Here is a 26,950-nt window from a genome sequence, read left to right as displayed (position 1 = left end):
TCGGGGTTCGCTAGACACTGGAGTGTCCAACCACTCCTGACGCACCTGACACCGACCATGAGAAGTCGTGTGTGCCGAACGCCGTTTCCGGCAGCCCGGAAACCGACGGTACTACATGAAAAGAATGCTGATTAACGCAACTCAACCCGAAGAGTTGCGTGTTGCACTGGTAGATGGCCAACGCCTCTACGACCTGGACATCGAATCCGGTGCACGCGAGCAGAAAAAGGCCAACATCTATAAAGGCCGGATTACTCGCATCGAACCAAGCCTTGAGGCTGCCTTTGTCGATTTCGGCTCTGAGCGCCACGGCTTCCTGCCCCTCAAAGAAATCTCCCGCGAATACTTCAAGAAAGCCCCAGAAGGCCGCGTCAACATCAAGGACGTCCTGAGCGAAGGCCAGGAAGTCATCGTTCAGGTCGAAAAAGAAGAACGTGGCAACAAGGGCGCAGCCCTGACCACCTTCATCAGCCTGGCCGGTCGTTACCTGGTTCTGATGCCGAACAACCCGCGTGCCGGCGGTATTTCCCGTCGCATCGAAGGTGAAGAGCGCAACGAACTGCGTGAAGCCCTGAACGGTCTGGTTGCTCCAGCCGACATGGGCCTGATCGTTCGCACTGCCGGCCTGGGCCGCAGCAGCGAAGAAATGCAGTGGGACCTCGACTACCTGCTGCAACTCTGGACCGCCATCAAAGAAGCCTCGCTGGATCGCTCCGCGCCGTTCCTGATCTACCAGGAAAGCAACGTGATCATCCGCGCCATTCGCGATTACCTGCGCCAGGACATCGGCGAAGTGCTGATCGACAGCGTTGAAGCCCAGGACGAAGCCCTGACTTTCATTCGCCAGGTGATGCCGCAGTACGCCAGCAAGATCAAGCTGTACGAAGACAGCGTTCCGCTGTTCAACCGTTTCCAGATCGAAAGCCAGATCGAGACCGCTTTCCAGCGCGTCGTTGAACTGCCTTCCGGCGGCTCCATCGTTATCGATCCGACCGAAGCCCTGGTGTCCATCGACATCAACTCGGCGCGCGCCACCAAAGGCAGCGACATCGAAGAAACCGCTCTGCAGACCAACCTTGAAGCCGCCGAAGAAATCGCCCGTCAGTTGCGCCTGCGCGACATCGGCGGCCTGATCGTCATCGACTTCATTGACATGACCCCTGCCAAGAACCAGCGCGCCGTGGAAGAGAAAGTCCGCGAATGCCTGGAAGCCGACCGCGCTCGCGTGCAAGTCGGTCGCATCTCGCGCTTCGGCCTGCTGGAAATGTCCCGTCAGCGCCTGCGTCCATCGCTGGGCGAAAGCAGCGGCATCGTTTGCCCGCGTTGCAACGGCACCGGCATCATCCGTGACGTTGAATCGCTGTCGCTGGCGATTCTGCGCCTGATCGAAGAAGAAGCCCTGAAAGACCGCACTGCCGAAGTTCGCGCACAAGTGCCGATCCCGGTCGCAGCGTTCCTGCTCAACGAAAAACGCAACTCGATCACCAAGATCGAACTGCGCACCCGTGCCCGCATCGTCATTCTGCCGAACGATCACCTCGAAACGCCGCACTTCGAAGTTCAGCGTCTGCGCGATGACAGCCCGGAAGCCGCGGTCGGCCAGTCCAGCTACGAAATCGCTGCTGCCGCTGCCGAAGTGGAAGAAGTCCAGCCAGCCGCTGCGACCCGCACCCTGGTTCGCCAGGAAGCCGCGGTCAAGACAGCTCCGGCCCGCGCCAACGCTCCGGTTCCGACCGAAGTCGTCGCTGCCGCACCGGTTGCCGCACCGGCCGCCGCGCCAGAGCCAAGCCTGTTCAAAGGCCTGGTGAAGTCGCTGGTCAGCCTGTTCGCGACCAAGGAAGAGCCAGCCGCTCCGGTTGTGGTTGAAAAACCAGCAACTACCGAGCGTCCGGCCCGCAACGAAGAGCGTCGCAACGGTCGTCAGCAGAGCCGCAACCGTAATGGTCGCCGCGATGAAGAACGCAAGCCTCGTGAGGAACGTGCACCGCGTGAAGAGCGCGCACCGCGTGAGCCACGTGAAGCCCGCGAAGAAACGCCAGCAGTAGCAGTCGCCCGCGAAGAACGTGCTCCACGTGAAGAGCGCGCACCACGCGCCCCTCGTGAAGAACGTGCACCGCGCGCTCCTCGCGAAGATCGCAAGCCACGTGGCGATCGTGAAGAGCGTCCGGTTCGTGAACTGCGTGAGCCTCTGGATGCCGCTCCGGCCGCCGCTGCTACCGCTGAAGAGCGTCCAGCCCGTCAGCCACGTGAAGAACGTGCTCCACGCCCACCGCGTGAAGAACGTCAGCCACGTGCCGAGCAAGCTACCGCCGCCGTTGCCGAAGAAGAACTGGTTACCAACGAAGAGCAACTGCAGGAAGACGGTCAGGACGGCGCCGAAGGCGATCGTCCACGCCGCCGCTCCCGTGGCCAGCGTCGTCGCAGCAACCGTCGCGAGCGTCAACGCGATGCCAACGGTAATGTGATCGAAGGTTCGGAAGAATCCGAGTCCGCCGAAGGTAACGAAGCTGCCGAAACCAACGAAGCGCCAAGCGCTGCCGATCTGGCCGCCGGCCTGGCTGTTACCGCAGCCGTTGCCAGCACCGTGATCAGCGCTCCAGCCGAAGCACAGGCTAACGAGCAAGCGGAACGCGCGACTGCCGCCACCCTGGAAACTGCTCCAGTGGAAGCGCCAGTGGTTGAAGCAACGACGCCGGTCGAAGCCACCGCCGCTCCGGAAATCGAAGTGGCCCCGGTTCGGGAAGCACAGCCTGTATTTGAAGCTGCCGCCGAGCCAGTAGTTGCCGCAGAACCGGCTGCCGAAACAGCCACCGAAACAGTAACCGAAGCTGTCCGTGAAGTTCGCGAAGAGCAAACCGCGTTCAACTGGGTTGCCGAGCCTGCCGCCGCCGAAGCGCCAGAAGCCGAGGCCATGGTGTCCGAGCCAGTGGTTGCTGCTGCCGAGCCTGCTCCGGTGGTTGAAGCGCCGGTTGTTGCCGAAGTGGCCGCACCGGAAGTCGAAGCCGCCCCTGTCAGCGCCCTGACGCCAAGTGGCCGTGCGCCGAACGACCCACGTGAAGTGCGTCGCCGCAAGCGTGAAGCCGAGCGTCTGCAGAAAGAAGCCGAACTGGCTGCCGCAGCTGCTCCGGCTGCTGTCGAAGCTGCACCGGTTGTCGCTGAAGTCGTCGAGGCTGCACCTGCCCCGGCTGCTGAAGTCGCTGCTGCCGAACCAGCTGAATCGGTGATCGACGAAACACCGCGCTCCGTTCAGGAAGCGGTAGAGCAACACGAGCAAGCCCTGGAAAAAGAACACGAGCCTAAACCTCTCGTCTGATTCCATCGGCCACTAAAAAGCCCCGCCTGGTGATCCAGGCGGGGCTTTTTTTATGTCTGTGACTAGTCCTGAATCAGGTTTACGCCGCCTGCCAACCCTGCAGTTGATAACGAACCGGCAAGTTACGAATACGTTTACCGGTAGCGGCGAAGATTGCATTGCACAGCGCCGGCGCAATCGGCGGCACACCCGGCTCGCCCACTCCACCCAATGGCACTTCACCCGGCGGCGTCACCAGATGCACGGCGACTTCCTTCGGCGCCAGCGACATGCGGGCTACTTCGTACATGTGGAAGTTGTCCTGCTGGACCTTGCCGTCCTTGAAGCTGATCTCGCCCAGCACCGCGTTGCCCAGGCCCATGACGCAGGCGCCTTCGAACTGCGAGCGAATCCGTTCCGGGTTGATCTGCGGACCGCAATCCACCGCGATGTCGGCCTTGTGCACGATCAGCGTGCCGTCGTCTTTGACTTCAACCTCGATCACCGCCGCCACGTAGGTGACAAAACAGTAATGCACCGCCAGGCCCAGGCCTCGGCCCTTGGGCAACTTGCGACCCCAACCGGCGGCTTTGGCGGCGATCTCCAGCACCGTGCGCATGCGCCCGGTATCGATCGGATAACGCTCGGGGGATTCGCCGTAGTTCCACTCCTCACTCAAGGTGCGCGGATCGATCTGCCTGTCCGGACCGAGCAATTTGATCTGGTAGCTCAGCGGGTCCTGCCCGGCCTTGTGCGCCAGTTCATCGACAAAGCTCTGAATCGCAAAGCCATGGGGGATGTTCGACACCGAGCGATACCAGCCCACGCGGGTATGGGCAGTTGCCTCGGGGTTTTCCAGGCGCACGTTGGGGATCGCGTAGGCCATGTTCTTGAAGCCCATGCCCAGTTCTGCCGCGCCTTGGTTAACGACATCCGGCGTAAACAAGGCCGTCATGCTCGGCGCCACCGTGCGGTGCAACCAGCCGGACGGCAGACCGTCATTGCCCAGGCTGGCCTTGAGGTATTGCAGCGATACGGTATGCAAATAGCCGAAGTGCAAATCGTCTTCCCGGGTCCATTGCACACGCACCGCTTTACCTGGCATGGCCCTCGCCAGAATCGCGGCTTCAATGACGTAGTCCGGCTTGGCTTTCCGACCAAAACCGCCCCCCAGCAACGTGACATTGATCTTTACGTTTTCAACAGAAATCCCCAGGCGCTCGGCGACGGTATCCCGTGCCCGTTGAGGTGACTGAACCGGTGCCCAGACCTCGCAGCCCATCTCAGTGAAACGGGCAACAGCGACCATGGGTTCCATGGGGGCGTGGGCCAGGTGAGGCATGTAGTACGTGGCTTGCAACGTGTTATCGGTATTCGACATTGCGTCTTCGACATTGCCGCTGTCGCGCACTACTTTGCCCGTCTGCAAGGCGGCAGCCTCCAATTGCTGGCGATAGGCGACTGAGTCGTAACCGGCGTTGGGGCCGTCATCCCACTCGATTGTCAGTGCATCGCGCCCCTTGATCGCCGCCCAGGTGTTATTGGCGATCACCGCCACTCCACCCAACGGCTGAAATCCGGACGGCAATGGAAGCGTCTCTATTTCCAGGACCTTGATCACGCCGGGGATTTTCATTGCGCCGCTGGCATCGACGGACTTCACTTTTCCGCCATACACCCGGGGCCGCGCCACGGTAGCGAAAAGCATTCCCTCGAAATGCACGTCTGCCCCATAAGTGGCCTGGCCACGGACAATGTCCTCACCATCGACGGCAGCGCTCGACTCTATTCCGATGTAGCGAAATTGCGATGGCTGCTTGAGCCGCAGACTCTCACGAGCCGGTACTGCCAGCGCTCCGGCAGCGGCGGCCAGGGTGCCGTAATCCAGCTCGCGCCCCGTCGGTTGGTGAATGACTTTGTGCAGTTGGGCGCGACATTCGCCGACCGGAACCTTCCACTGCGCGGCGGCGGCCAGTTCGAGCATGGTCCGCGCGGCGGCACCGCAGCGACGCATCGGCTCGTACCAGTGGCGCATGCTGCGCGAACCGTCCGTATTCTGGTTGCCGTAGCGCAGCTCGTCGCCCGGTGCCTGCTGCACGTTGACCTTCGCCCAATCAGCCTCAAGTTCGTCAGCGACCACTCGCCCCAGACTGGTACGGATTCCCTGTCCCATCTCCGAACGGTTGCAGATCACCGTGACCGTACCGTCGGTGGCGATGCTGACATAAACCCTGGGATCATCGATCCAGCTATTGGGCATCGCGTCGGCGCCGTACTTCTTCTGTTTTGCTTCAGCAAATGCGTTCTGCCAACCCCAGCTCGCCGCCAGCACTAAGGCCCCGCTGACGGCGACGCCCTTGATAAAACCACGCCGACTGAGGTTATTCAGGACGAAATCATGCGGTACCCGGCTCATCCCTTGGCCTCCTTCAGGCGGGTGGAGACCTGGCGGATGGCGATCTTGATGCGATTGTAGGTGCCGCAACGGCAGATGTTGCCAATCATCGCCTCTTCGATCTGCTCGTCGCCCGGATACGGATTGGCCTTGAGCAGCGCAGTGGCGGACATGATCTGCCCGCCCTGGCAATAACCGCACTGGTCCACGGCGGTGTCGAGCCAGGCTTGCTGGACCATCCGGCCAATCGGGTCGTTGTGCAGCTCGTCGATCGTGGTGACATTCTGTCCGTTCGCGGAACTGAGAGGCGTAATGCACGCACGTGCAGGCTGGCCGTCGATATGAATCGTACAGGCGCCGCACAGGCCCATGCCGCAGCCGAATTTGGTGCCGAGATGGCCGCCTGCCACATCGCGAATGGCCCACAAAAGTGGCATCTCGTCCGGAACATCCATTTTGTAATCTTGACCGTTGAGCATCAGAGTATTCATGGCACGCCAGCCTATTTTTAAGTTTATGGGGTCGAGCAATCTGCCGCCCGGGTCTGGCGGTGGGTGTCACGCAGATCGACTCAGGCTGATAGGCCTTTAAGGTAAAAACGCCTGGATGCTCAAGTTGCGGAGTTAACCCGGCATTAACAAAAAAGCCCTGCAACACTCTTGGCGCTGCAGGGCTTTTCAGTACTCATTGGCTCGTTCCTCATGCTTCACCGGGGAACCATCAGGTTAGAGAGGTTTACTTGAAGACCAGCGCCTCCGGCACATCCACATCCCACAACACGCCAGCATCATCCACAGCTACCTCAACCAACCTCGCCTGCGCAAACAACGGCTTGGCCCCATGATCACCCGATAACGCCATCAATCCTGGGCCGAAGGTTCGCCCGAACCCCACCGGATGCCCAAACGTTCCCTCATGCACCGGCACACTGACGCAATCATCAGCAATCCCCGCGAGCACCTGCTCGATACTCGATGACAGGACAAACGGCATATCCCCCAGCACAATCAGCCAGCCGCCGAGCTGCGGACACGTCGCCACCCCGGCCGCGATGCTGTCGCCCATGCCGGTCGATTCGATCAGCACAATCTCGCAACCATACGCCTTGGCCATGCGGATCACTTGCGGTCGATCCACAGTCGTCACCAGGACGCGCTTCTCAAGGGAAGCCGGCAAATTCACCAGCACTTGCTCGATCATCGAATGAACAGCACCCTCGCGCCCCGTGCAATCCGCCACCAGCTTGTCCTTCTCGGCACCGGCCTCCTGTCTAAACCGACTGCCCTGCCCCGCTGCCAGCACAATGACGCCGATGGGCTCACTCATACCACCTCCTGCAACAGCTTCTTCTGCTTCAGTTCGACGCCGTTCTTGATCGCCACGATTTCGGCCAGCAGGGACAAGGCGATTTCCGCCGGTGTGTGGCTGCCAATGTGCAAACCGATCGGGCCGTGCAGCCGAGAGATAGCCTCTTGTGACAAGCCTAGCTGAGCGAGGTTGTCCCGGCGCTTCAAGCTGTTGACCCGCGACCCCAGCGCACCGACATAAAACGCCCTGGAATCCAGCGCCGTCAGCAGCGCCATGTCATCGAGGCGAGGATCGTGGGTCAGCGCGACGATGGCCGTACGCTCGTCAGTCTGGATGCTGAGCACCGCGTCATCGGGCATGCCCGAGACAAAGCGCCCGTGCTGCTCTTCCCAGCCGTAAACGAACTCGGTGCGCGGATCGCAGATCAGCACTTCGAAATCCAGCAGCCGCGCCATCTCGGCGACATAACGGGACAACTGCCCCGCACCGATCAGCAACATCCGCCAACGCGGACCGTAAATGGCCCGCAACGTCTTGCCATCGAACGTCAGCACATCCGTCTTGTCAGCCGGTTGCAGCATGACTTCACCCGTCTCGACACTGAGCGAGCGAGCCACGATTTCATGCGCCTCGCAGCGCGCCAGTAATTCGGCAACCCACGTCGGGTCACCGACCCGTTCCTCGGTCAGGCGCAAGGTGCCGCCGCACGGCAAACCGAAGCGTGCCGCTTCCTCACGGGTGACGCCGTAAGTGATCAATTGCACCGGCGGCCCATCGGCTGGAATACGACCGTCGTGCAGCCGGGCAATCAAATCGTCTTCGACACAACCACCGGACACCGAGCCAATCACCACACCATCTTCACGCAAGGCCAGCATGGCGCCAGGTGCCCGCGGCGCGGTACCCCAGGTCTGGACCACGCTGTACAACACCACCCGCTGACCGGCGCGGCGCCATTCGAGCACGCTGCGCAGGACGTTCAGATCGACGCTGTCCATCAGGCTTGCGCCTTCTGCCAACCTTGCAGCTGATAGCGAACCGGCAGGTTGCGGATGCGCTTGCCGGTGGCGGCAAAGATTGCGTTGCACAGCGCTGGCGCAATCGGTGGCACGCCTGGTTCACCGACACCGCCCAGTGGCACATTGCCTGGCGGCGTGACCAGATGAACCGCAACTTCCTTCGGCGCCAGCGACATGCGCGCCACTTCATACATGTGGAAGTTGTCCTGCTGGACCTTGCCGTCCTTGAAGCTGATTTCCCCCAGCACCGCGTTGCCCAGGCCCATGACACAGGCGCCTTCGAACTGCGAGCGAATCCGCTCGGGGTTGATCTGCGGACCGCAATCCACCGCGATGTCGGCCTTGTGCACGATCAACGTGCCGTCGTCTTTGACTTCAACCTCAATCACCGCCGCCACATAGGTCACGAAACTGTAATGCACCGCCAGACCCAGGCCTCGGCCCTTGGGCAACTCGCGGCCCCAACCGGAAGCTTTGGCAGCGGTTTCCAGCACCGTGCGCAGCCGTGCGGTGTCGATCGGATACCGTTCGGGCGATTCGCCGTAGTTCCACTCTTCGCTCAAGGTGCGCGGATCGATCTGCCGGTCCGGGCCAAGCAATTTGATCTGGTACTTGAGCGGGTCCTGGCCGGCCTTGTGCGCCAGTTCATCGACAAAGCTCTGAATCGCAAAACCGTGAGGAATGTTCGACACCGAGCGATACCAGCCGACGCGGGTATGGACCGTCGCTTCCGGGTTTTCCAGGCGCACGTTAGGAACCGCGTAAGCCATGTTGGTAAAGCCCATGCCCAGCTCGAAGGCCGCCTCATGGTTCATGCCCGGCGCAAACAACGCGGTGATGCTCGGCGCCACGGTGCGGTGCAACCAGCCGGACGGCAGGCCGTCCTTGTTCAGGCTGGCTTTCAGGTACTCGGCCGACACCGTGTGGAAATAGGAGCAGTGAATGTCGTCTTCACGGGTCCATTGCACCCGCACTGCCTTGCCGGGGAATTCCTTGGCAAGGATCGCGGCTTCGATGATGAAGTCCGATTTGGATTTACGACCGAAACCACCACCGAGCAAGGTGACGTTAAAGGTGACGTTATCGAACGGAATGCCGAGGCGTTCGCCAATTCGTTGGCGGGTGACTTGTGGAGCCTGGCTTGGGGCCCAGGCTTCGCACACACCGTCCTTGAAGCGGGCGATGGCGACCATCGGTTCCATGGGTGCTTGCGTGAGGTGCGGCAGGTAATAGGACGCTTCGAGCGTACTGTCGGCACTGCCCATGGCCTCGTCGATGTTGCCGGTATTGCGCACCACTTTGCCGGGTTTGAGGGATGCTGCCTCAATTTCCTTGCGGTAGGCGATCGAGTCGTAACTGGCGTTGGGGCCATCGTCCCATTCGATTTTCAGCGCCTCGCGACCCTTGATCGCCGCCCAGGTATTGCTGGCCACCACGGCCACGCCACCCAGCGGCTGAAACGCCGACGGCAGCGGACTGCCTTCGATCTGCACGACCTTGATCACTCCCGGGACTTTCATCGCGGCGCTGGAGTCGACGGACTTGACCTTGCCGCCGTATACCGCAGGGCGCGCAATGGTGGCGTAGAGCACGCCGTCGAAATGTACGTCTGCACCATAAATGGCGCGGCCATTCACGATGTCGGCACCGTCGATCGCCTTGGTGTCCTCCTTGCCGATATAGCGGAATTCCGACGGCTGCTTGAGTCGCAGGCTGTCACGCGCCGGCACTGCCAACGCACCGGCAGCGGCGGCCAAAGCGCCGTACCCCAGTTCACGACCGGTCGGTTTATGGATGACTTTATGCAGTTGCGCGTGGCATTCGCTGACCGGCACTTTCCACTGTTCGGCAGCCGCTTGTTCAAGCATGGTCCGCGCGGCAGCACCGCAGCGACGCATCGGCTCGTACCAGTGGCGCATGCTGCGCGAGCCGTCGGTGTCCTGGTTGCCGAAGCGCACTTCGTCGCCCGGCGCCTGTTGCACCTTCATCATCGCCCAGTCGGCTTCCAGTTCATCGGCCACCACCATCGTCAGGCTGGTGCGCACACCCTGGCCCATTTCTGAACGGTTGCAGACCACAGTCACCATGCCGTCAGCGGCAATGCTGACGTATACCTTGGGATCGTCGATCCAGCCGTTGGGCATGCCATCGGCGCCGAATTTCTTCTCTTTCTCGGCAGCGAAAGCGTCTTGCCAGCCCCAGCTCGCCACCAGTACCAGCGCACTGGTGGCGCCAACGCCTTTGAGGAAACCGCGACGACTGAGGTTGCTCAGCGCGAAATCATTCGGTAACTGGCTCATGCCTTGGCCTCCTTCAGGTGAGTGGATGCCTGGCGGATGGCGGTCTTGATGCGGTTGTAAGTGCCGCAGCGGCAAATATTGCCGACCATCGCTTCTTCGATCTGTTCGTCGCTGGGGTTCGGGTTGGTCTTGAGCAGCGCTGTCGCCGACATGATCTGCCCGCCCTGACAGAAACCGCACTGGGCCACGGCGGTGTCGAGCCAGGCTTGCTGGACGACTTGCCCGACCGGGTCGGCGTGCAGGTTATCGATGGTGGTGACGTTCTGGCCGACCACTGAACCGATCGGCGTGATGCAACTGCGCGCCGGGGCGCCTTCGATATGGATGGTGCAGGCACCGCACAGGCCCATGCCGCAGCCGAATTTGGTGCCGTTGTAACCGGCCACGTCGCGGATCGCCCAGAGCAACGGCATGTCCTCGGTGACATCGAGTTGATGGTCTTGACCATTGAGTTTCAGGGTAATCATGGGCACGCCCGCATAGTTATTGGTTATGGGGTCGAGCAATCTGCCGCCTGGGGTTGGCGGTTGGCATCACGCAGATCGGCTCAGGCTAATGAGGCTCTCTTATGCGGACGGTAGCGTCTGCATCGGGCCTTTGATGGAGCAAACGTTTGCATCGTTAGGTGGCTAAGTTAACCCAGCATTAACAAAAAAGCCCTGCACCGTTAAACATGTGCAGGGCTTTGAAATCAGTCTTGAAAGCGCAGCCTCAATACCGATTGGGCTCCATTTCCAGGTCGACATGGAAGCGTTCTGAAATGTCTTTCTGGATGCGTTGCGCCAGGTTCAGCAATTGCAGACCGGTCGCATTGCCGTAGTTGACCAGCACCAACGCCTGCAATTTATGAACGCCGGCATCGGCGTCACGGAAACCTTTCCAGCCGGCCCGCTCGATCAGCCAGCCCGCCGCCAGTTTCATCTGCCCGTCAGGCTGCGCGTAGGCCACCAGATCCGGGTACTCACCTTTGAGTTGTGCGACAAGCGCCGCTGGCACCAAAGGATTCTTGAAGAAGCTGCCGGCATTGCCGAGCACTGCCGGGTCCGGAAGCTTTTCGTTGCGGATGCTGCAAATCGCCTGGCTGACATCGGTGGCGGTCGGATGATCGATACCTTGCTCAGTCAGGCGCTGACGCACCGGGCCGTACTCCAGATGCAAGTGCGCGGCGCGGTCCAGGATGAAACGAACCCGCAGGATCAACCAACGCCCCGGTTCCTGTTTGAACAGGCTGTCGCGGTAGGCGAAGTTGCATTCTTCCAGGGTGAAGTCCCGCAGTTTGCCGGTCTGGCGATCCAGCGCGGTCAGGCCGGCGAACACGTCCTTGATCTCCACGCCATAAGCACCGATGTTCTGCATCGGTGCCGCACCGACGGTGCCGGGAATCAGGCTGAGGTTCTCCAGCCCCGACAAACCCTGCGCCAAGGTGTGCTGCACGAACGGATGCCAAGGCTCGCCCGCCTCGGCTTCGATCACGACCTTGTTGCCGTCATCGCTCAGGATGCGAATCCCGCGGGTGGCCATGCGCAGCACCAGCGACTGGATATCGGCCGTCAACAGCAGGTTGCTGCCACCGCCAATCACCAGCAGCGGCACGTCATGTTCCACCGCATAAGCCAGGGCTTCACGCACGTCTGCATCGCTGTGGGCTTCGGCAAACAGCCGGGCCTGAACGTCGACACCAAAGCTGTTGAACGGCTTGAGCGAAACCCGGGGTTGAACCTGCAAACTCATAACCGTCCCTTCAATTCGATCACCAGCAAATCACTGGCCCGCTCGATCAGGTCCAGCACCTGCTCAAAGCCTTGGTCGCCGTCGTAGTACGGGTCCGGCACTTCATCGATTTCCGACTGGTAGCGACGCAGGAACAGATCCAGCTCGGCTTTGCCCTTGGCCGGTTGCAAGGCCTTGAGGTTGCGCAGGTTGCTGTGGTCCATCGCCAGAATCAGGTCGTAGGTGGCGAAATCGGCGCGGGACACTTGCTGGGCGCGCTGAGCGGACAAGTCATAACCGCGCAGCTTGGCCGCCGCCTGACTGCGCTTGTCCGGGGCCTTGCCGACGTGCCAGTCACCGGTGCCAGCGGAGGTGACTTCGATTTGATCGGCCAGCCCCGCTTCGCGCAGTTTATGCCGCAGCACGCCTTCGGCCGTGGGTGAACGGCAGATGTTGCCCAGGCAGACAAACAAAACCCGCATCAGGCCTCCAGCAGGCGACGAACGCGCTCAAGGTCTTCGACGGTGTCGACGCCGGTTGGCGGCGCGATCAAGGCGTCGGCGACGTGAATCCGCACGCCGTGCCACAGGGCACGCAGTTGTTCCAGGGATTCGGTATTTTCCAGCCAGCACGGGCCCCAGCTGACGAAGTCATGCAGGAAACCGGCGCGGTAGGCATAGATGCCAATGTGCCGACGATACGGCACGCCTTCCGGCAATTGCTCGCAGCTTTTGGCGAACGCGTCCCGGGCCCACGGCAACGTGGCACGACTGAAGGTCAGCGCCAGACCATTAAGGTCGCTGACTACCTTGACCACGTTGGGATTGAACAGGGTTTCCACGTCTTCGATCGGCTCGGCCAGCGTGGCCATGCGCGCTTCGGTGTGGGCGGCCAGGTTGGCGGCAACTTGATCGATCACACTCGGCGGGATCAGCGGTTCGTCACCCTGAACGTTGACCACAATCGCGTCGGGCGCCAAGCCCAGTTTCGCGGCGACTTCGGCCAAACGGTCGGTGCCGGAATTATGATCTTCGCGGGTCAACACCACTTCAGCGCCAAACCCGTTGCAGGCCTCGACGATACGCGCATCGTCAGTGGCAACCACCACGCGCTGAGCACTGCTTTTGCTCGCCTGTTCCCAGACGTGCTGGATCATCGGCTTGCCGGCGATCAGCAGCAGCGGTTTGCCCGGCAAGCGGGTGGAGGCGTAACGCGATGGAATGACAACGGTAAAGGCTGTGGTCATTTATCCAGACGCTCGTCGGTGGTCAGGGTGCGGGCTTCGGTTTCGAGCATCACCGGGATGCCGTCGCGAATCGGGTAAGCGAGACCTGCGCCCTTGCTGATCAGCTCGGTTTTGTCGGCACTGAGCTTGAGCGGGCCTTTGCAGACCGGGCAAGCGAGGATATCGAGCAATTTGGTGTCCATGAGCATTCCCTGGATAAAAACGGATTTAAGGCAAAAGACGAGCCGGCAACAGACGCATCAGCTGCGTATCGAACCAGGCCACGAAGGCCGGCGATGGCGCAGCATCGACCGCCAGGTACCACCAATCGGCGGCGGCGAAGGCACGGCACTTCACCGCGTCCTTTTCGGTCATCACCAACGGCAATGACGGTGTGAAATTCAAGGCCTGCACGCTGTATTCGGCGTGGTCGGCAAACGCATGCGGGACTGGCTGCCAGTGTAGCGTTTCGAGGGTTGTGAAGAAACGCTGCGGATTGCCGATCCCGGCCACGGCGTGCAGCGCCTGGCCAGCGGGAAAATGGTCGAGGGGACGGCGCTCGCCGCTGTGCAGATTGACCAGTTCGGTGGGTTGAAGCTGGAAGGCAAAACCGCCGTCGCGATCGGCATCGGCACCGTTGTAGAGCACCGCGTCGACGCTTTGCAGACGCTCGGCCGGCTCACGCAACGGCCCGGCGGGCAGGCAGCGCTGGTTGCCCAAACCTCGGGCTGCATCGATCAACACCAGTTCAAGGTCGCGAGCCAGACGGTAATGCTGCATGCCGTCGTCAGACAGGATCAGGTCCAGTGGTTCACTCGCCAGCAGGGCTTTGACAGCGCTGCTACGGTCCGGGTCGATCATCAACGGAACGCCAGTGCGCTGGACGATTAACAGCGGTTCGTCACCAGCGATATCGGCGCTTTGATCCGCCTCAACCCGCCACGGCAATTGCGGCGGTTTGGCGCCATAACCCCGGCTAACCACCCCAACCCGCAAACCGCTGCGCTGGCAGTGCTGGATCATCCACAGAATCAGCGGCGTCTTGCCGGTGCCGCCGACGGTGATGTTGCCGACTACGATCAGCGGCACCGGCGGTTGATAGATCTCGCCCTCCCCCGCCAGAAAACGCTTGCGCTTGTTCATGACCACGCGCCGATACAACCACTCCAGCGGCTGCAACAGTTTCAGGGCCGGATGACCTTGGTACCACGCGGCGAGCAAGCGATCGGACATGGCCATCAGGGCGCGGGCGGCGCCGCCTCGACAGTGGTCATGCGCAGGTGGCTGAAACCGAGTTTACCGGCGGCGTCCATGGCGGTGATGACAGACTGATGCTGGGTCTTGCCATCGGCGCTGATGGACAGCGGCAGGTTGGTGTCGCCATTGGATTCTTTCTGCAACGCGTCCATCAGCGTGGCCAGATCGTTTTTCGGCAACAATTGGTTGTTCACCGAGAATACGCCCTCAGCACTGATGGCAACATCCAGATGCTTGACCTGCTGGTCTTCGGCAGGTGAACCGCTGACCGCTTCCGGCAGATCGACGCGCAACTGGGTTTCACGGGTAAACGTGGTCGTGACAACGAAAAACAGCAGCAGGATAAACACCACGTCGATCAGCGACGCGAGGTTGATGTCCACATTCTCCCGTTGCTTGCGGCGGAATTTCACGCTTTGCCCCCATTCAGGTCAACATCGCGGTCACCCTGTACCACCTCGACCAGTTTGATCGCTTCCTGCTCCATGCCCACCACCAGCTCATCGATCCGGCGTTGCAGGAACCGGTGGAAGAATACCGCCGGGATGCCGACCATCAGGCCTGCGGCTGTGGTTATCAGCGCCTTGGAGATACCACCGGCCAACACGGCAGCGTTGGTGGTCATGCCCGAACCCATGAATGCGCTGAAGATATCAATCATGCCCAACACCGTCCCCAACAGACCCAGCAACGGGGCCATGGCGGCGATGGTGCCCAGCGCATTGATGTAGCGTTCGAGCTCGTGAACCACTCGCGCGGCGGCTTCTTCTATGCACTCTTTCATGATCTCGCGACCATGCCTGGAGTTGGCCAGGCCAGCGGCCAGGATCTCGCCCAACGGCGAGTTGGCGCGCAGTTCCTTGAGTTTGTCTTTATTGAGTTGTTTGTCCTTGATCCAGACCCAGACCTGCCCGAGCAAATGCTCCGGGGTCACACGGCTGGCTCGCAGGGTCCAGAGACGTTCGGCGACGATCGCCATGGCTGCGATGGAACTCAGAATGATCGGTATCATCATCCATCCGCCGGATTTGACCAATTCCCACACAGTGACAGTCCCCTCGAAAAAGTGCGCCACTCTAACATAGGGGGTGAGCGCACCGAAGACCGTGATGTCGCATCCAGTCGGTCTTTAATCACTCCGGGTTACTGCGCAGAGCGCCAGAAACGCCGTTCTTGACGCATCGTCCATGGCGGTTTGAAGCGTCCCAGTTGCAGACGGATGGCACCCTGTTCGGCGCTGTCATAAATCGACATGCCGCGCTTTTGATAGCGCGCGACGACCGTGGGATGGGGATGACCGAATGAATTGCCCTGGCCGCGGGAGATCAACACCGCTTGGGGCTGCAACGCGGCAAGCAACACCATCGAAGACGAACTGCGACTGCCGTGGTGCGGAGCCTGCAACCAATCCGTGGTGACGGCCAGTGGACTGTCAAGCAGCGCCCGCTCGGCTGCGGCGTCTATATCACCGGTCAATAACAGACGCTCACCGTTGGCTTCGATCTGCAGGACGCAGGATTTTTGATTGCTGTCGCGGGCCGAAGACCATTGCCAGAGCTGGAACCTCACATCATCCCAGACCCATTGCTTGCCGCTCTCGCAGCCTTCTGCCTGCAACTCGATCGGCAGCGCCTGGGGATCGCCACTGACCACCCGTTTCACCGGCAGGCCATTGGCAACGGCCCGGGCGCCGCCCGCATGATCGGCGTCAGCATGGCTGATCAGCATCAAATCGAGCCCCTCCACGCCCAGTTTGCGTAGTGCCGGCAGCACCACCCGCTCGCCCAGGTCGAAATCGCCGAAACGCGGCCCGGTGTCATACAACAATGTGTGATGGCGGGTGCGCACCAGGATGGCCAAACCCTGGCCGACATCCAGCTGCCAGACTTCGGCGATGCCTTCAGGCAAGACCTGCCTGGGTGGAAAAACCAGCAACAGCAGCATCGGCCAACCCAACGCGCGAAACGGCACACCTCGAGGCATTAATAGTAGAAAGGCACCGAGTGAGCCGAGTGCCCATATCCACAACGGGATGGCCACCGGCACCCACGCGGGCAAGTACCCGGCCATCAGCGTCAGGCCCTTGAACAAAAGGTCGATCAAACCTCCTGCCAACCACAGCAACCCTTCGCCCACGTAAGGAAGGGGTAAAAGCAACGTACCCAGCAATGCCGGAGGCAGCACCACCAGACTGATCCACGGCACCGCGAGCAAATTGGCCACCGGCCCGCTGAGACTGATCGGCAACCCGAGCACCAGCAGCAACGGGCACAGACCAATCGCGATCAGCCATTGGGCGCGGGTCCACGTTTGCCACCAACGCCATGGGCCCAGCCGACCACCGAAGGTGAAGATCAACACCGCCACCGCCGCGAACGACAGCCAGAAACCCGGTTGCAGACTCGCCAGCGGATCCAGCAGCAAAACACCGTCGAGCGCCAGCAACAGCGGCCACCAGGCGCCGAGGTGACGAAATCGCAGGCGCCACAACAGCACCAGGCCGATCATCACGCAGGCCCGCCGCACCGGCACCTCGAAACCGGCCAGCAGCCCATAAACGAGAGCGGCCGCGAACGCCAGTCCACAGGCCCACGGCAGCCAAGGCAGGCGTTTCGGCCATAGGCCATAACGGGCCAGCCCGGCGATCAACAGATACACCAGCCCTGCCAACAACCCGATGTGTTGTCCGGAAATCACCAACAGATGGACGGTGCCGGTGTCTTGCAGCACCTGCCAGTCTTCCCGACTCAGCCCGGCGCCATCCCCCAGCACCAACGCCGTCAGCGCTCCCGTTCGCCCCTGGGCATCCACGGACTGCAAGCGCTGACGGATGCCGTCGCGCCAGGCCCATTGGGCTTCCTTGAGCCGCTCGCCAGCCTTGACCGTCCCGGTAGCGCCGATGCGTTGCGCCAACAGCCAGGCGTCGTAATCGAAGGCATGGGGATTGAGCAGCCCCGCAGGACGCTTCAACTTGACCGCCAGTCGCCAATGTTCGCCGCTGTTGACCGGCGGCCCGTCATACCAGGCCAGGCGCATCAGTTGCGGCACCTTGCCGTGTCGCGACCGGGCGTCCGCCAACTCGAAACGCACGACGGCCTCATTGTTCTGGGGCAATCCCGTCACCCGACCTTCGACCCAACGGGTTTCGCCATCGAGGCTCATCGGCAGCCGATCATCCAGCGCCCACTGTGCATTCGCGCCTGCCCAACTGAAGCCGAACAGCAAAAATGCCAGTGGATAGCTGCGAAACGGCAGCAACATCAAACCGATTACCGGCAGCAACATCCATAACCAGACCGGCGGTAATACCGGTAAAAAACGCAGGATCAACAGACCCAACGCCAGCGCCATCATCCCTGTGCGCATACGCCCGTCCTTGAGAGTCCTCTCCTAGGCATAGCCGCCTAACCGCACGGGCATCGTTATTAATTGTCACAAAGTCTGAATGGGCGGTTCATAGAATCCAGACATACTTGCCGCCTTAACCGACCGAGAAGCCTTATGCCCCGGCGCTTATTCAAACGTTACATGCCAGACCCGACCAGCATCAGGGAACACAAATCCTTACGCTTTCTCGGCACCCTGCTGCATGACCCGAACCTCTGGCACCTCAACCGCCATTCCGTCGCACGGGCCATGGCGGTGGGTCTGTTCGCGGCGTTCCTGCCGATTCCGTTGCAGATGCTGGTCGCCGCCATTCTCGCCATCATGGTGCGCGGCAACATGCCGATTGCGGTCAGCCTGGTCTGGCTGACCAATCCGATCACCATGCCGGCGGTGTTCTTCTGCACTTACCAGACCGGCGCCTGGCTGATGGACGTTCCCACCCGCCATTTGCCGGACGAGCTGACCTGGGAATGGATCAGCGGCGAACTCTCGACTCTTTGGCAGCCGTTTTTGCTCGGCTCAGTAGTGATGGGGCTGGTACTGGGCGCCCTCGCCTATTGCCTGACCATGATGTACTGGCGCTGGTGGGTCGGGCGGCAGTGGAAGCGGCGCAAGAAAAACCGGATGTAGAAATGCAAAACGGCCTCCATTTTTGGAGGCCGTTTTTTGTGGTGTTTGGGCTGACGCCTTCGCGAGCAGGCTCGCTCCCACAGGGGTTCTTCGTTACGGCATAGATCCAATGTGGGAGCGAGCTTGGTCCAGGCGGCGTTCCGACGATGCAGGCGACTCGGTCTTCCTTAAGTACGCATCCCGCGACCGCTGACCAGCAGCCGTGCGCAACCGATATACAACACCACGGTCGCCACCAGCATGAAGGTGATCGCCACGCTGATCCTGATGTCCGAAACGCCAAGAATGCCGTAACGAAAAGCGTTGACCATGTGCAGCACCGGGTTGGCCAAGGACACGGTCTGCCAGAACGGTGGCAGCAAGGAAATCGAGTAGAAGACCCCGCCCAGGTAGGTCAGCGGTGTCAGCACGAACGTCGGGATGATCGAGATGTCATCGAAGTTGCGCGCAAACACGGCGTTGATGAAGCCCAGCAGCGAGAAGATCGTCGCCGTCAGCACCACCACCAGAATGGTCACACCCAAGTGATGCACCTGCAAATCGGTGAAGAACAGCGACAGCAGCGTCACGATGACCCCGACCATCAAGCCGCGCAGCACGCCGCCCAGGGTGTAGCCGATCAGAATCGTATGGGGCGACACTGGCGACACCATCAACTCTTCGATGGAACGCTGGAACTTGCTGCCGAAAAAACTCGAGACCACGTTGCCGTAGGAGTTGGTGATCACCGACATCATGATCAGCCCCGGCACGATGTACTCCATGTAAGTGAAACCACCCATATCACCGATCTGCCGGCCGATCAGATTGCCGAAGATCACGAAGTACAGAACCATGGTGATGGCCGGCGGCAGCAGCGTCTGCGGCCAGATCCGGGTAAAGCGTTTGACCTCTCGGTAAACAATGGTGTTGAGGGCAACGAGGTTGGGTTGCAGCTCGGAACTCATACTGCCACCTTCGACAGATTTTTCTCCACCAGGGACACGAACAACTCCTCAAGGCGATTGGTTTTGTTGCGCAGGCTCAGCACTTCGATGTTCTGCTGCGCCAATTGGGTGAACAGCGCGGTGATGCCCATGGCCTTGTCGACCTGAACTTCAAGGGTGTGGCTGTCGAGCAGCTTGGTCGGGTAACCGAGCAATTGCGGCGCGGTTTGCAACGTGTTTTTGAGGTCGAGCAGGAACGTTTCCACATGCAGTTGGCCGAGCAACTGTTTCATGCTGGTGTTCTCGACAATAGTGCCGTGATCGATGATGCCGATGTTGCGGCACAACTGCTCAGCCTCTTCCAGGTAGTGGGTGGTGAGGATGATGGTGATGCCTTTCTTGTTCAGCTCGGTGAGGAACGTCCACATCGAGCGACGCAGTTCGATGTCCACACCCGCCGTCGGTTCGTCGAGGATCAGCAGGCGCGGTTCGTGAACCAGCGCACGGGCGATCACCAGTCGACGCTTCATTCCGCCAGACAGTGAGCGCGACGGCGTATCGCGTTTGTCCCACAGGCCCAGTTGGGTCAGGTACTGCTCGGCGCGTTCCTTGGCGATTTTCGGCGGGATGCCGTAATAACCAGCCTGGGTCACGACGATATCGAAAGTTTTTTCGAACTGATTGAAGTTGAATTCCTGAGGCACCACGCCGATGGAGCGCTTGAGCTGCGCAGGATTCTTGTCCAGGTCGTGACCGAAAATATTCACCGTCCCGCTGGTCTTGTTCACCAGGGTCGAGAGAATGCCGATGGTCGTGGATTTGCCGGCGCCGTTAGGGCCGAGCAAGGCGAAAAAGTCACCTTCGGCGACGTCCAGATCGATACCACTCAGGGCCTGGAAACCGTTGCCGTAGGTTTTGGTTAGCTGCCGGATGGACAGAGCGGAACTCATATCGGATTTACGCACCAAGAAGGGAAGAAAGGGACAAATAAGGGCGGGCGGCGACTAATACAACCGCGGCGCACGAGCGCAATGGTGCTTGTCACCGCCACACAAGTACAGTCAAGTGTGTCGATAGTGAGTATTAAGTCAACGCGGTCATCACCGCTTTCTGATACGCCGGACGCTGTTTCAGGCGTGCATACCAGGCTTGCAGATGAGGCTGCGGCGCGCGCTCGATCGGCATCTCGAACCAGGCATAAATGAAACTGCCCAGAGGAATGTCGCCCATGCCGATCTCATCGCCGGAAAGGTAGGGTTGGGTCGCCAGCGCCTGATCAGCCATGGACAGCAGGCCATCGCACTCCTTGATCGCGGCGTTGATGGCCGGCCAGTCCTGCTTGTCTTCCGGGGTGCGCAATACGCCCCAGAACACCGTGCGGAACGGCCCGGCAAAACTTGAAGTGGTCCAGTCCATCCACTTGTCGGCAGAGGCCCGGGCCTGCAGATCTTCTGGATACCAGGCGGTGCCGTTGGCGTGGCGAGCCATCAGGTAACGCACGATGGCGTTGGATTCCCACAGCACGAAACCCTCGTCGTCAATCACCGGCACGCGACCATTGGGGTTCATCGCGCGGTACTGCGGCGTATCGACTACACCAAAGGCGCCGCCCGCATCGATGGCTTCATAAGCCAGGCCCAGCTCCTCGGCGGCCCACAAAGGTTTTCTGACATTCGACGAGTTTTTCCGACCCCAGATCTTCAGCATGACCGCCTCTTTATGGATGAATGCGCAGGCAGCATACGCCGGATCAGGCGCGACTCAAATCGCTCTGCATGTCACCCAGCAGTACGGGCAGTGTGTCGCTGAACAGATGCGGATAGCACTTCTCCAGGTGCTCGAAAAAGAACGTTTCAGGCACGTCGGTGAACTGGCCGTGGTCGATCAGGTATTCCATCAATTGCTCGCCGTCGCGATTGAATGGATGGAAAACGCTGTCGTTGATTCCGTCGAATTCCAGTGGTGCGACATTGAACAGTTCGCACAAGCCTTGGTTGAACGCTGGCGTGGCTTTTACCCAGCGGCCGTTCAGATACAGCTCCGTATAGCCGTGCATGGCGAACACGTCGCTCTTGAGCAACTCGAGCAACCGCGGCGTCGACAAATGATTGCGCACGTCCGCCAGACCGATCCGCGCGGGAATCCCGCAATGCCGGGCTGCACCTGCCAGCAACGTGGCTTTGGGTACGCAATAACTCTCCCCCGCTGCCAGCGCATAGCTGCCGCGCAAGGTATCCGGGTCGCGACTGAAGGTGTAAGGGTTGTAACGCACGGCTTCGCGCACGGCGTAATAGAGATTGATCGCCTGCTCTAGAGGATCGCGACGGCTGCCGCGATGTTTTTCGGCGAACTCCACCACCGACGGGTGGTCACTATCGATGAACCGGCCGGGACTCAGATACTCGTGCATGAGGACAATCTCCTGGGGAAGCCACGAGTCTAGCGACACGTTCAGCACAGAGATAACGACGTTTCGGCCAAACATGAACGCTTTGCCACCCGCCCAACGAACGATTTCCCCGGCCTGTTGCCCACCGGGCCTACAAAACTCATCCATGGTTTCCCACGAATTCAATCACATCGCTCTGACCACCCTGTTTTGCGGATGCCGTCTAAGCTCTGAAAGTTGGTTTTGCCCTGGTTTCACGGAGGATTAAATATGCTGCTGTTGTGGATACTGGTTCTGGTTGTCGGGATTGCTTATTTAGCCCACCGTCGTGTCGCCCCGCTGCCCGCCCTGTGCGTCGTTGCCGTTTACGTGGTGGCGATGGGCGCTTTCAGCCGCGCGCCAGGCTGGTTGCTGCTGGTTTTCTGGGTGTTGATCGCGGCTGTTGCAGCGCCCTTGTTGCTGCCAGACCTGCGTCGTAAATATTTCAGTGCGCCGCTGTTCAGCTGGTTCCAGAAAACCCTGCCACCGATGTCGCAAACCGAACGCGATGCGATCGATGCCGGCACGGTGTGGTGGGACGGTGAACTGTTCAGCGGCCGCCCGGACTGGAACAAACTGCTGTCCTATCCAAAAGTACAGTTGAGCGAAGAGGAACAGGCCTTTATTGACGGCCCGACCGAAGAACTCTGCGCCATGGTCAGCGACTGGCAGATCGGTCAAACCATGGACCTGCCTCCCGAAGCCTGGGCCTACATCAAGGAAAACGGCTTCTTCGCCCTGATCATTCCCAAGGAGTTCGGCGGCAAAGGTTTCTCCGCCTATGCCCACTCCCAGGTGGCGATGAAACTGGCGACCCGCAGCGGCGACCTTGCCTCTACCGTGATGGTCCCCAACTCGCTCGGCCCGGCCGAACTGCTGTTGCATTACGGCACCGACGAGCAACGCAACCACTACCTGCCACGACTGGCGCGCGGCGATGACATCCCGTGCTTTGCACTGACCGGCCCCCTGGCCGGTTCTGATGCCGGCTCCATGCCCGATACCGGGGTGATCTGCAAAGGTGAATGGGAAGGCAAGGAAACCTTGGGCCTGCGCCTGAACTGGGAGAAGCGTTACATCACACTTGGCCCGGTCGCCACCCTGCTCGGCCTCGCGTTCAAGGCCTACGACCCGGATCACCTGCTGGGTGAGGAGGAAGACCTGGGGATCAGTCTGGCGTTGATCCCGACCGATACCGCCGGTGTTGAAATCGGTCGCCGTCACTTGCCGTTGGGCGCGTCATTCATGAACGGCCCGAACTCCGGCAAAGATGTGTTCGTACCGTTGGAGTTCCTCATCGGCGGCCAGGAAATGCTCGGCAAAGGCTGGATGATGCTGATGAACTGCCTGTCGGTCGGGCGTTCGATTTCGTTGCCAGCGGTCGGCACCGGCGCCGCCAAGTTCACCAGCCTGGTGACCGGCCAGTACGCTCAGGTCCGCGAACAATTCAACGTTCCACTGTCGGCCTTCGAAGGTATTCAGGAAGCTATGGCCCGTATCGGCGGCAACGCCTGGATGATGGACGCCGCGCGGATGCTCACGGCCAATGCGGTGGATTTGGGCGAGAAGCCATCGGTGCTGTCGGCGATTCTCAAGTACCACCTCACTGAACGCGGCCGCGAGTGCATCAGCCACGCCATGGATGTTCATGGCGGCAAGGCAATCATCATGGGGCCTAACAACTACCTCGGTCGCAGCTGGAACGGCGCGCCGATTTTCATCACCGTGGAAGGCGCGAACATTCTCTCGCGCAACCTGATGATCTTCGGTCAGGGCGCGATTCGCTGCCATCCATTCGTGCTTAAGGAAATGGCCCTCGCCGGTCGTGAAGACAAGGACCAGGCACTCACCGAATTTGATGGCCTGCTGCTCAAGCACATCGGTTTCGCCGTGAGTAACGCCGCCAGCACGCTGGTGCTGAACCTTGGTTTCGGTCACTTCGAACACGCGCCAGGCAACAAGCTCAGCCAGGGTTACTTCCGCGCCCTCAACCGCCAGGCTGCTGCATTCGCCATGCTCGCTGACCTGAGCATGATGCTGCTGGGCGGCGAATTGAAACGACGCGAACGTCTGTCGGCACGTCTGGGGGATGTGCTCAGCAACATGTACCTCGCCTCCGCCGCACTCAAGCGTTACCACGACCTCGATTCACCGGAGCACATGGCACCGCTGTTTACCTGGGCCATGGAAGAAAGCCTGGGTCAGTCGGAACGAGCGCTGGATGAACTGCTGACCAACTTCCCGAACAAGGTGTTGGGTTGCCTGTTACGGGTGATCGTGTTCCCGTTCGGCCGTCGTCACAAAGGGCCATCGGACAAACTCGGCGCCGAAGTGGCCGCGGTGATCGGCCGCGCCAAGGGCGATCCGACCCTGGAAGAGTTGCTCGGCGGTTGCTACCGGCCGCAATCCACGGATGACCCGGTTGGCGCCCTGCAGCATGCGTGTAACCTGCTGAGTGCCGCGCAACCGCTGCGGAAAAAGCTTCATGTCGCGCTCAAAAGCGGCCAGGTCAAACCGGTCGCCGGGGAACCCGTCATCGATGCAGCGCTTGAGGCTGGCGTGTTGCAGCCCGTGGAAGCGCAGACCCTGCGTGACGCCGAAGCGGCGCGGCGCAAGGTGATTGATGTCGATGATTTCGACAAAAAGGAACTGGCGCTGGGCAAAGGAAAGGTCCGCTGATCCCGCTTACCGTGTAAAAAAGGGCGCGAGAGCTTTATACTCCCGCGCCCGTTTTGCTCTTGAGGACTTATCTCGTGTCCAATGTCGTTGCCGATCATCTTGTCTTGCTCGACCACCTGCGCAGCATCCTGGTCGCCGTAGGTGAGGCCGAACAGGTTCCCGAAGAAAGCCATGCCTTGTTCCTGGAGCGCTTCGACGAACTGCGTGCGTTGCTGCCGGTCGACCCGATCGAAAGCCAATACCTGGGCCAGGACATTCTGTGCCAGGTGATCACCCGCTACCCGCAAATCGCCCACCTGGTCCCGCGCGACCTGCTGTGGTACTTCGCCGGTGACTGTCTGCATTACATGCCCGACGATGAAATCGACTTGTACCAGGCGCTGGAAGAACGTCGCTTCGAAGCTGAACAAAACGACGAACCGTTCGACTGGAACCAGGAAAAACAGCTGCTGGCGATGTCGAAAGACGACAGCAAGCACTGATCCTCGGTCAGAAATGCAAAAGGCCCGCATGGTTGAATATGCGGGCCTTTTTTACTAGCCGCAAAGATCAAAAGATCGCAGCCTGCGGCAGCTCCTACAGGGTGAGCGCAATTCTAATGTAGGAGTTGCCGCAGGCTGCGATCTTTTGATCTTGCTTTAAAATAACCCATCACTCTCGGGCAACTCATACTCTGCCGCGACCTTGCTCAATGCACTTGGCTTACCCGGCTTACTCAATGTCGGCTCCTTCTCCAGGCACTCCACCAGATAGTCGATCAGCACCCGTAATTTCGGCGGCAGATAACGGGTTGGCGAATGCAGCAGCCAGGCACCGCCGTGGTATGACGCCAGAAAGATCCAGTCCGGCAACACCTGCACGATCAGCCCCTGCTCCAGCGCATAACGTGCGGTGAAGTACGGCAGGCTGCCAATCCCGATGTGTTGCAACACTGCGCCCAACCGCACGCCGGTGTGATTGGCCGCATAACGTCCGCGCACGCCAACGGTGACAGCCTTGGTGCCTTTCTTGAATTTCCAGCGTGCATCGCTCGGCGTTTCGCCCAGGTAGATGCAGCTGTGGTTGAGCAGGTCGTGAGGGTGGGTCGGTGTGCCGTGTTCGGCCAGGTATTGCGGGGTTGCACAGAGCAAATGATCGATGGTCAGCAGTTGCCGCCCGACCAGTCCAGCGGGTGGCCGATCAGTAATACGAATCGCCAGATCAACGTTGTCGTCGATCAAATCCACCTGGCGGTCCTCGAGCAACAGCTCCACATCCACTTTGGGGTAACGCCGCAGAAATTCCGGCATATGAGGATGAATCACGAACCGCCCCACCGCCTTCGGCACGCTGACTCGCACCAGTCCTTCTGCTTCATGGGTGAACTGACCGCTGATTTCCATCACCGACTTGGCTGCGCTGACCATCTCCTGGCAACGCTTGAACACCTCTTCGCCACCGTCGCTCAAGCGCAACTTGCGCGTGGTTCGTTGCAGCAAACGGGTGGCGAGCGCCTTCTCAAGACGCGAAATGCTGCGACTGACCGCCGAGGGTGAAGAGCCCAACTGGCGAGCTGCCTCGGAGAAGCTGCCGGTCTCGACTACCTTGACGAAAATCGCCATTTCACCGAGCAGCGGCAGTGGAAGATTTATGCTCACAACGCAACAGTCCTTTGATGTTTGAATGGATTATCACGCAATTCCACGCTTCATATAATAAAAAATAGAATAGTTAATAAGGGCATGGACTATGACGCTTCGCCTCTTTTTCCATAGTGATGACCTCAAGGCCAATGTGGAAGTCCTGGATTGCACGCCCCACGAGAACGAATTTGCCGTGGTTCTGCGCGCCACGTTGTTTCATCCCCAAGGCGGTGGACAACCCTTTGACACCGGCTGGATCGGCGAAAGCCGGGTGCTGAGGGTTGTTCAGGATCCGGACCGGATCATTCATTTCGTCGACCATCCGGTAAAACCGGGCATGACTCAGATTCGGGTCGACGAACAACGCCGTCAGTTCAATTCACGCATGCATTCCGCCGGCCACCTGATCGGCCACTTCGTCCAGGCCATGGGCTGGATGCCGATCAAGGCTCATCACTGGCCGGGCGAAGGACGCGTGCAATTCAAACCGGCAGAGTCGGCAAAAGAGGTTGATGCCGAGATGATTCAGCGCGGCATCGAGCAGTGGATCGCCAATGACCTGCCGCGCCTGACGTCGATGCGTGAAGGCGCCCGGGAAATCGGTTTCGGTGAACTGCCCGCCTACGGCTGCGGCGGCACCCATGTACGCAGCCTGAAGGATTTGGGCACGGTCACGATCACGTCCCTTTCACTGAAGAAGGGAACGCTGTCAGTCCACTACAGCGTGGATTGAGCATTTGGGCGATGTTCCTGTCATCGCCTGACGCCGGGG

24 protein-coding genes are annotated in these 26,950 nt (G+C 60.4%); 5 read left to right on the top strand and 19 right to left on the bottom strand.

Translation table 11 applies throughout. The features are described from left to right. Positions 1–115: 115 nt before the first annotated feature. Complete coding sequence (gene rne / locus ACA059_RS07665; RefSeq protein WP_497633303.1) at positions 116–3,313, top strand: ribonuclease E; 3,198 nt, start codon at positions 116–118, stop codon at positions 3,311–3,313. 79 nt (positions 3,314–3,392) lie between these two features. On the opposite strand, the gene ACA059_RS07660 is transcribed toward rne, so the two are convergent. From ACA059_RS07660 to ACA059_RS07595, 14 genes are all read right to left on the bottom strand, one after another. Further along, the gene (locus ACA059_RS07660; protein ID WP_497633302.1) at positions 3,393–5,708 is read right to left on the bottom strand and encodes a xanthine dehydrogenase family protein molybdopterin-binding subunit; all 2,316 of its coding nucleotides are present in this window, start codon (positions 5,706–5,708) and stop codon (positions 3,393–3,395) included. Further along, positions 5,705–6,178: a (2Fe-2S)-binding protein gene (locus tag ACA059_RS07655; protein ID WP_497633301.1), complete on the bottom strand. Its 474-nt coding sequence runs from the start codon at positions 6,176–6,178 to the stop codon at positions 5,705–5,707. The genes ACA059_RS07660 and ACA059_RS07655 overlap by 4 nt, the downstream gene beginning before the upstream one ends. A gap of 244 nt (positions 6,179–6,422) precedes the next feature. Then, positions 6,423–7,013: a nucleotidyltransferase family protein gene (locus ACA059_RS07650; RefSeq protein WP_497633300.1), complete on the bottom strand. Its 591-nt coding sequence runs from the start codon at positions 7,011–7,013 to the stop codon at positions 6,423–6,425. Continuing rightward, positions 7,010–7,993 carry an XdhC family protein gene (locus tag ACA059_RS07645; RefSeq protein ID WP_497633299.1) on the bottom strand — a complete coding sequence of 328 codons (984 nt, stop codon included), beginning with the start codon at positions 7,991–7,993 and terminating at the stop codon, positions 7,010–7,012. Before ACA059_RS07645 ends, ACA059_RS07650 begins: the two co-directional genes overlap by 4 nt. After that, positions 7,993–10,314: a xanthine dehydrogenase family protein molybdopterin-binding subunit gene (locus ACA059_RS07640; protein ID WP_497633298.1), complete on the bottom strand. Its 2,322-nt coding sequence runs from the start codon at positions 10,312–10,314 to the stop codon at positions 7,993–7,995. Before ACA059_RS07640 ends, ACA059_RS07645 begins: the two co-directional genes overlap by 1 nt. Beyond that, positions 10,311–10,781, bottom strand: coding sequence for a (2Fe-2S)-binding protein (locus tag ACA059_RS07635; protein ID WP_008152370.1), 471 nt, complete (start codon positions 10,779–10,781; stop codon positions 10,311–10,313). Before ACA059_RS07635 ends, ACA059_RS07640 begins: the two co-directional genes overlap by 4 nt. Before the next feature lie 244 nt (positions 10,782–11,025). Further along, positions 11,026–12,045 carry a UDP-N-acetylmuramate dehydrogenase gene (gene murB, locus ACA059_RS07630; protein WP_497633297.1) on the bottom strand — a complete coding sequence of 340 codons (1,020 nt, stop codon included), beginning with the start codon at positions 12,043–12,045 and terminating at the stop codon, positions 11,026–11,028. After that, positions 12,042–12,506 carry a low molecular weight protein-tyrosine-phosphatase gene (locus ACA059_RS07625; RefSeq protein WP_497633296.1) on the bottom strand — a complete coding sequence of 155 codons (465 nt, stop codon included), beginning with the start codon at positions 12,504–12,506 and terminating at the stop codon, positions 12,042–12,044. The genes murB and ACA059_RS07625 overlap by 4 nt, the downstream gene beginning before the upstream one ends. Then, positions 12,506–13,270, bottom strand: a complete 765-nt coding sequence (gene kdsB, locus ACA059_RS07620; protein WP_497633295.1) for a 3-deoxy-manno-octulosonate cytidylyltransferase — start codon at positions 13,268–13,270, stop codon at positions 12,506–12,508. Before kdsB ends, ACA059_RS07625 begins: the two co-directional genes overlap by 1 nt. After that, the gene (locus ACA059_RS07615) at positions 13,267–13,452 is read right to left on the bottom strand and encodes a Trm112 family protein (protein ID WP_007945752.1); all 186 of its coding nucleotides are present in this window, start codon (positions 13,450–13,452) and stop codon (positions 13,267–13,269) included. Before ACA059_RS07615 ends, kdsB begins: the two co-directional genes overlap by 4 nt. A 25-nt stretch (positions 13,453–13,477) precedes the next feature. After that, positions 13,478–14,488: a tetraacyldisaccharide 4'-kinase gene (lpxK, locus tag ACA059_RS07610; RefSeq protein WP_497633294.1), complete on the bottom strand. Its 1,011-nt coding sequence runs from the start codon at positions 14,486–14,488 to the stop codon at positions 13,478–13,480. After that, positions 14,488–14,919: a flagellar polar localization protein PocB gene (pocB, locus tag ACA059_RS07605; RefSeq protein ID WP_407012595.1), complete on the bottom strand. Its 432-nt coding sequence runs from the start codon at positions 14,917–14,919 to the stop codon at positions 14,488–14,490. The genes lpxK and pocB overlap by 1 nt, the downstream gene beginning before the upstream one ends. Further along, entirely contained in the window at positions 14,916–15,551 is a 636-nt protein-coding gene (pocA, locus tag ACA059_RS07600; protein WP_033056924.1) for a flagellar polar localization protein PocA, read from the bottom strand. The genes pocB and pocA overlap by 4 nt, the downstream gene beginning before the upstream one ends. Before the next feature lie 98 nt (positions 15,552–15,649). Then, positions 15,650–17,872 carry a DNA internalization-related competence protein ComEC/Rec2 gene (locus ACA059_RS07595; protein ID WP_497633293.1) on the bottom strand — a complete coding sequence of 741 codons (2,223 nt, stop codon included), beginning with the start codon at positions 17,870–17,872 and terminating at the stop codon, positions 15,650–15,652. Positions 17,873–18,007: 135 nt separating this feature from the next. Between ACA059_RS07595 and ACA059_RS07590 the strand changes: the two genes are divergently transcribed. Next, positions 18,008–18,523 (top strand): DUF2062 domain-containing protein, encoded by a 516-nt coding sequence (locus tag ACA059_RS07590; RefSeq protein WP_497633292.1) that lies wholly within the window; start codon positions 18,008–18,010, stop codon positions 18,521–18,523. Between the two features lie 167 nt (positions 18,524–18,690). Here the strand turns inward: ACA059_RS07590 and ACA059_RS07585 are convergent, their stop codons facing one another. The 4 genes from ACA059_RS07585 to ACA059_RS07570 form a co-directional block, all read right to left on the bottom strand. Next, positions 18,691–19,470 (bottom strand): ABC transporter permease, encoded by a 780-nt coding sequence (locus ACA059_RS07585; RefSeq protein WP_462031844.1) that lies wholly within the window; start codon positions 19,468–19,470, stop codon positions 18,691–18,693. Continuing rightward, positions 19,467–20,399 (bottom strand): ABC transporter ATP-binding protein, encoded by a 933-nt coding sequence (locus ACA059_RS07580; protein ID WP_497633291.1) that lies wholly within the window; start codon positions 20,397–20,399, stop codon positions 19,467–19,469. Before ACA059_RS07580 ends, ACA059_RS07585 begins: the two co-directional genes overlap by 4 nt. Before the next feature lie 133 nt (positions 20,400–20,532). Next, positions 20,533–21,156 carry a glutathione S-transferase family protein gene (locus tag ACA059_RS07575; protein ID WP_497633290.1) on the bottom strand — a complete coding sequence of 208 codons (624 nt, stop codon included), beginning with the start codon at positions 21,154–21,156 and terminating at the stop codon, positions 20,533–20,535. Positions 21,157–21,199: 43 nt separating this feature from the next. Beyond that, positions 21,200–21,859, bottom strand: a complete 660-nt coding sequence (locus ACA059_RS07570) for a transglutaminase-like domain-containing protein (RefSeq protein ID WP_497633289.1) — start codon at positions 21,857–21,859, stop codon at positions 21,200–21,202. Between the two features lie 249 nt (positions 21,860–22,108). Here ACA059_RS07570 and ACA059_RS07565 point away from each other — a divergent pair, with 249 nt between their 5' ends. Together ACA059_RS07565 and ACA059_RS07560 are read left to right on the top strand one after the other, a co-directional pair. Further along, a complete protein-coding gene (locus ACA059_RS07565) occupies positions 22,109–24,556 on the top strand; it encodes an acyl-CoA dehydrogenase (protein ID WP_497633288.1) in 2,448 nt (815 codons plus the stop codon). A 74-nt stretch (positions 24,557–24,630) separates the two neighbouring features. Continuing rightward, positions 24,631–25,038, top strand: coding sequence for a PA2817 family protein (locus ACA059_RS07560; protein ID WP_008152400.1), 408 nt, complete (start codon positions 24,631–24,633; stop codon positions 25,036–25,038). A gap of 156 nt (positions 25,039–25,194) precedes the next feature. Here the strand turns inward: ACA059_RS07560 and ACA059_RS07555 are convergent, their stop codons facing one another. Beyond that, positions 25,195–26,193 (bottom strand): LysR family transcriptional regulator, encoded by a 999-nt coding sequence (locus ACA059_RS07555; RefSeq protein ID WP_497633287.1) that lies wholly within the window; start codon positions 26,191–26,193, stop codon positions 25,195–25,197. 91 nt (positions 26,194–26,284) lie between these two features. Here ACA059_RS07555 and ACA059_RS07550 point away from each other — a divergent pair, with 91 nt between their 5' ends. Further along, complete coding sequence (locus ACA059_RS07550; protein WP_497633286.1) at positions 26,285–26,911, top strand: alanyl-tRNA editing protein; 627 nt, start codon at positions 26,285–26,287, stop codon at positions 26,909–26,911. Positions 26,912–26,950 lie beyond the last annotated feature (39 nt).

Source organism: Pseudomonas sp. LBUM1647 (assembly GCF_059716175.1).
The sequence above is the reverse complement of the archived record's forward strand: the minus strand, read 5'-3'. Positions and strand labels throughout refer to the sequence as shown.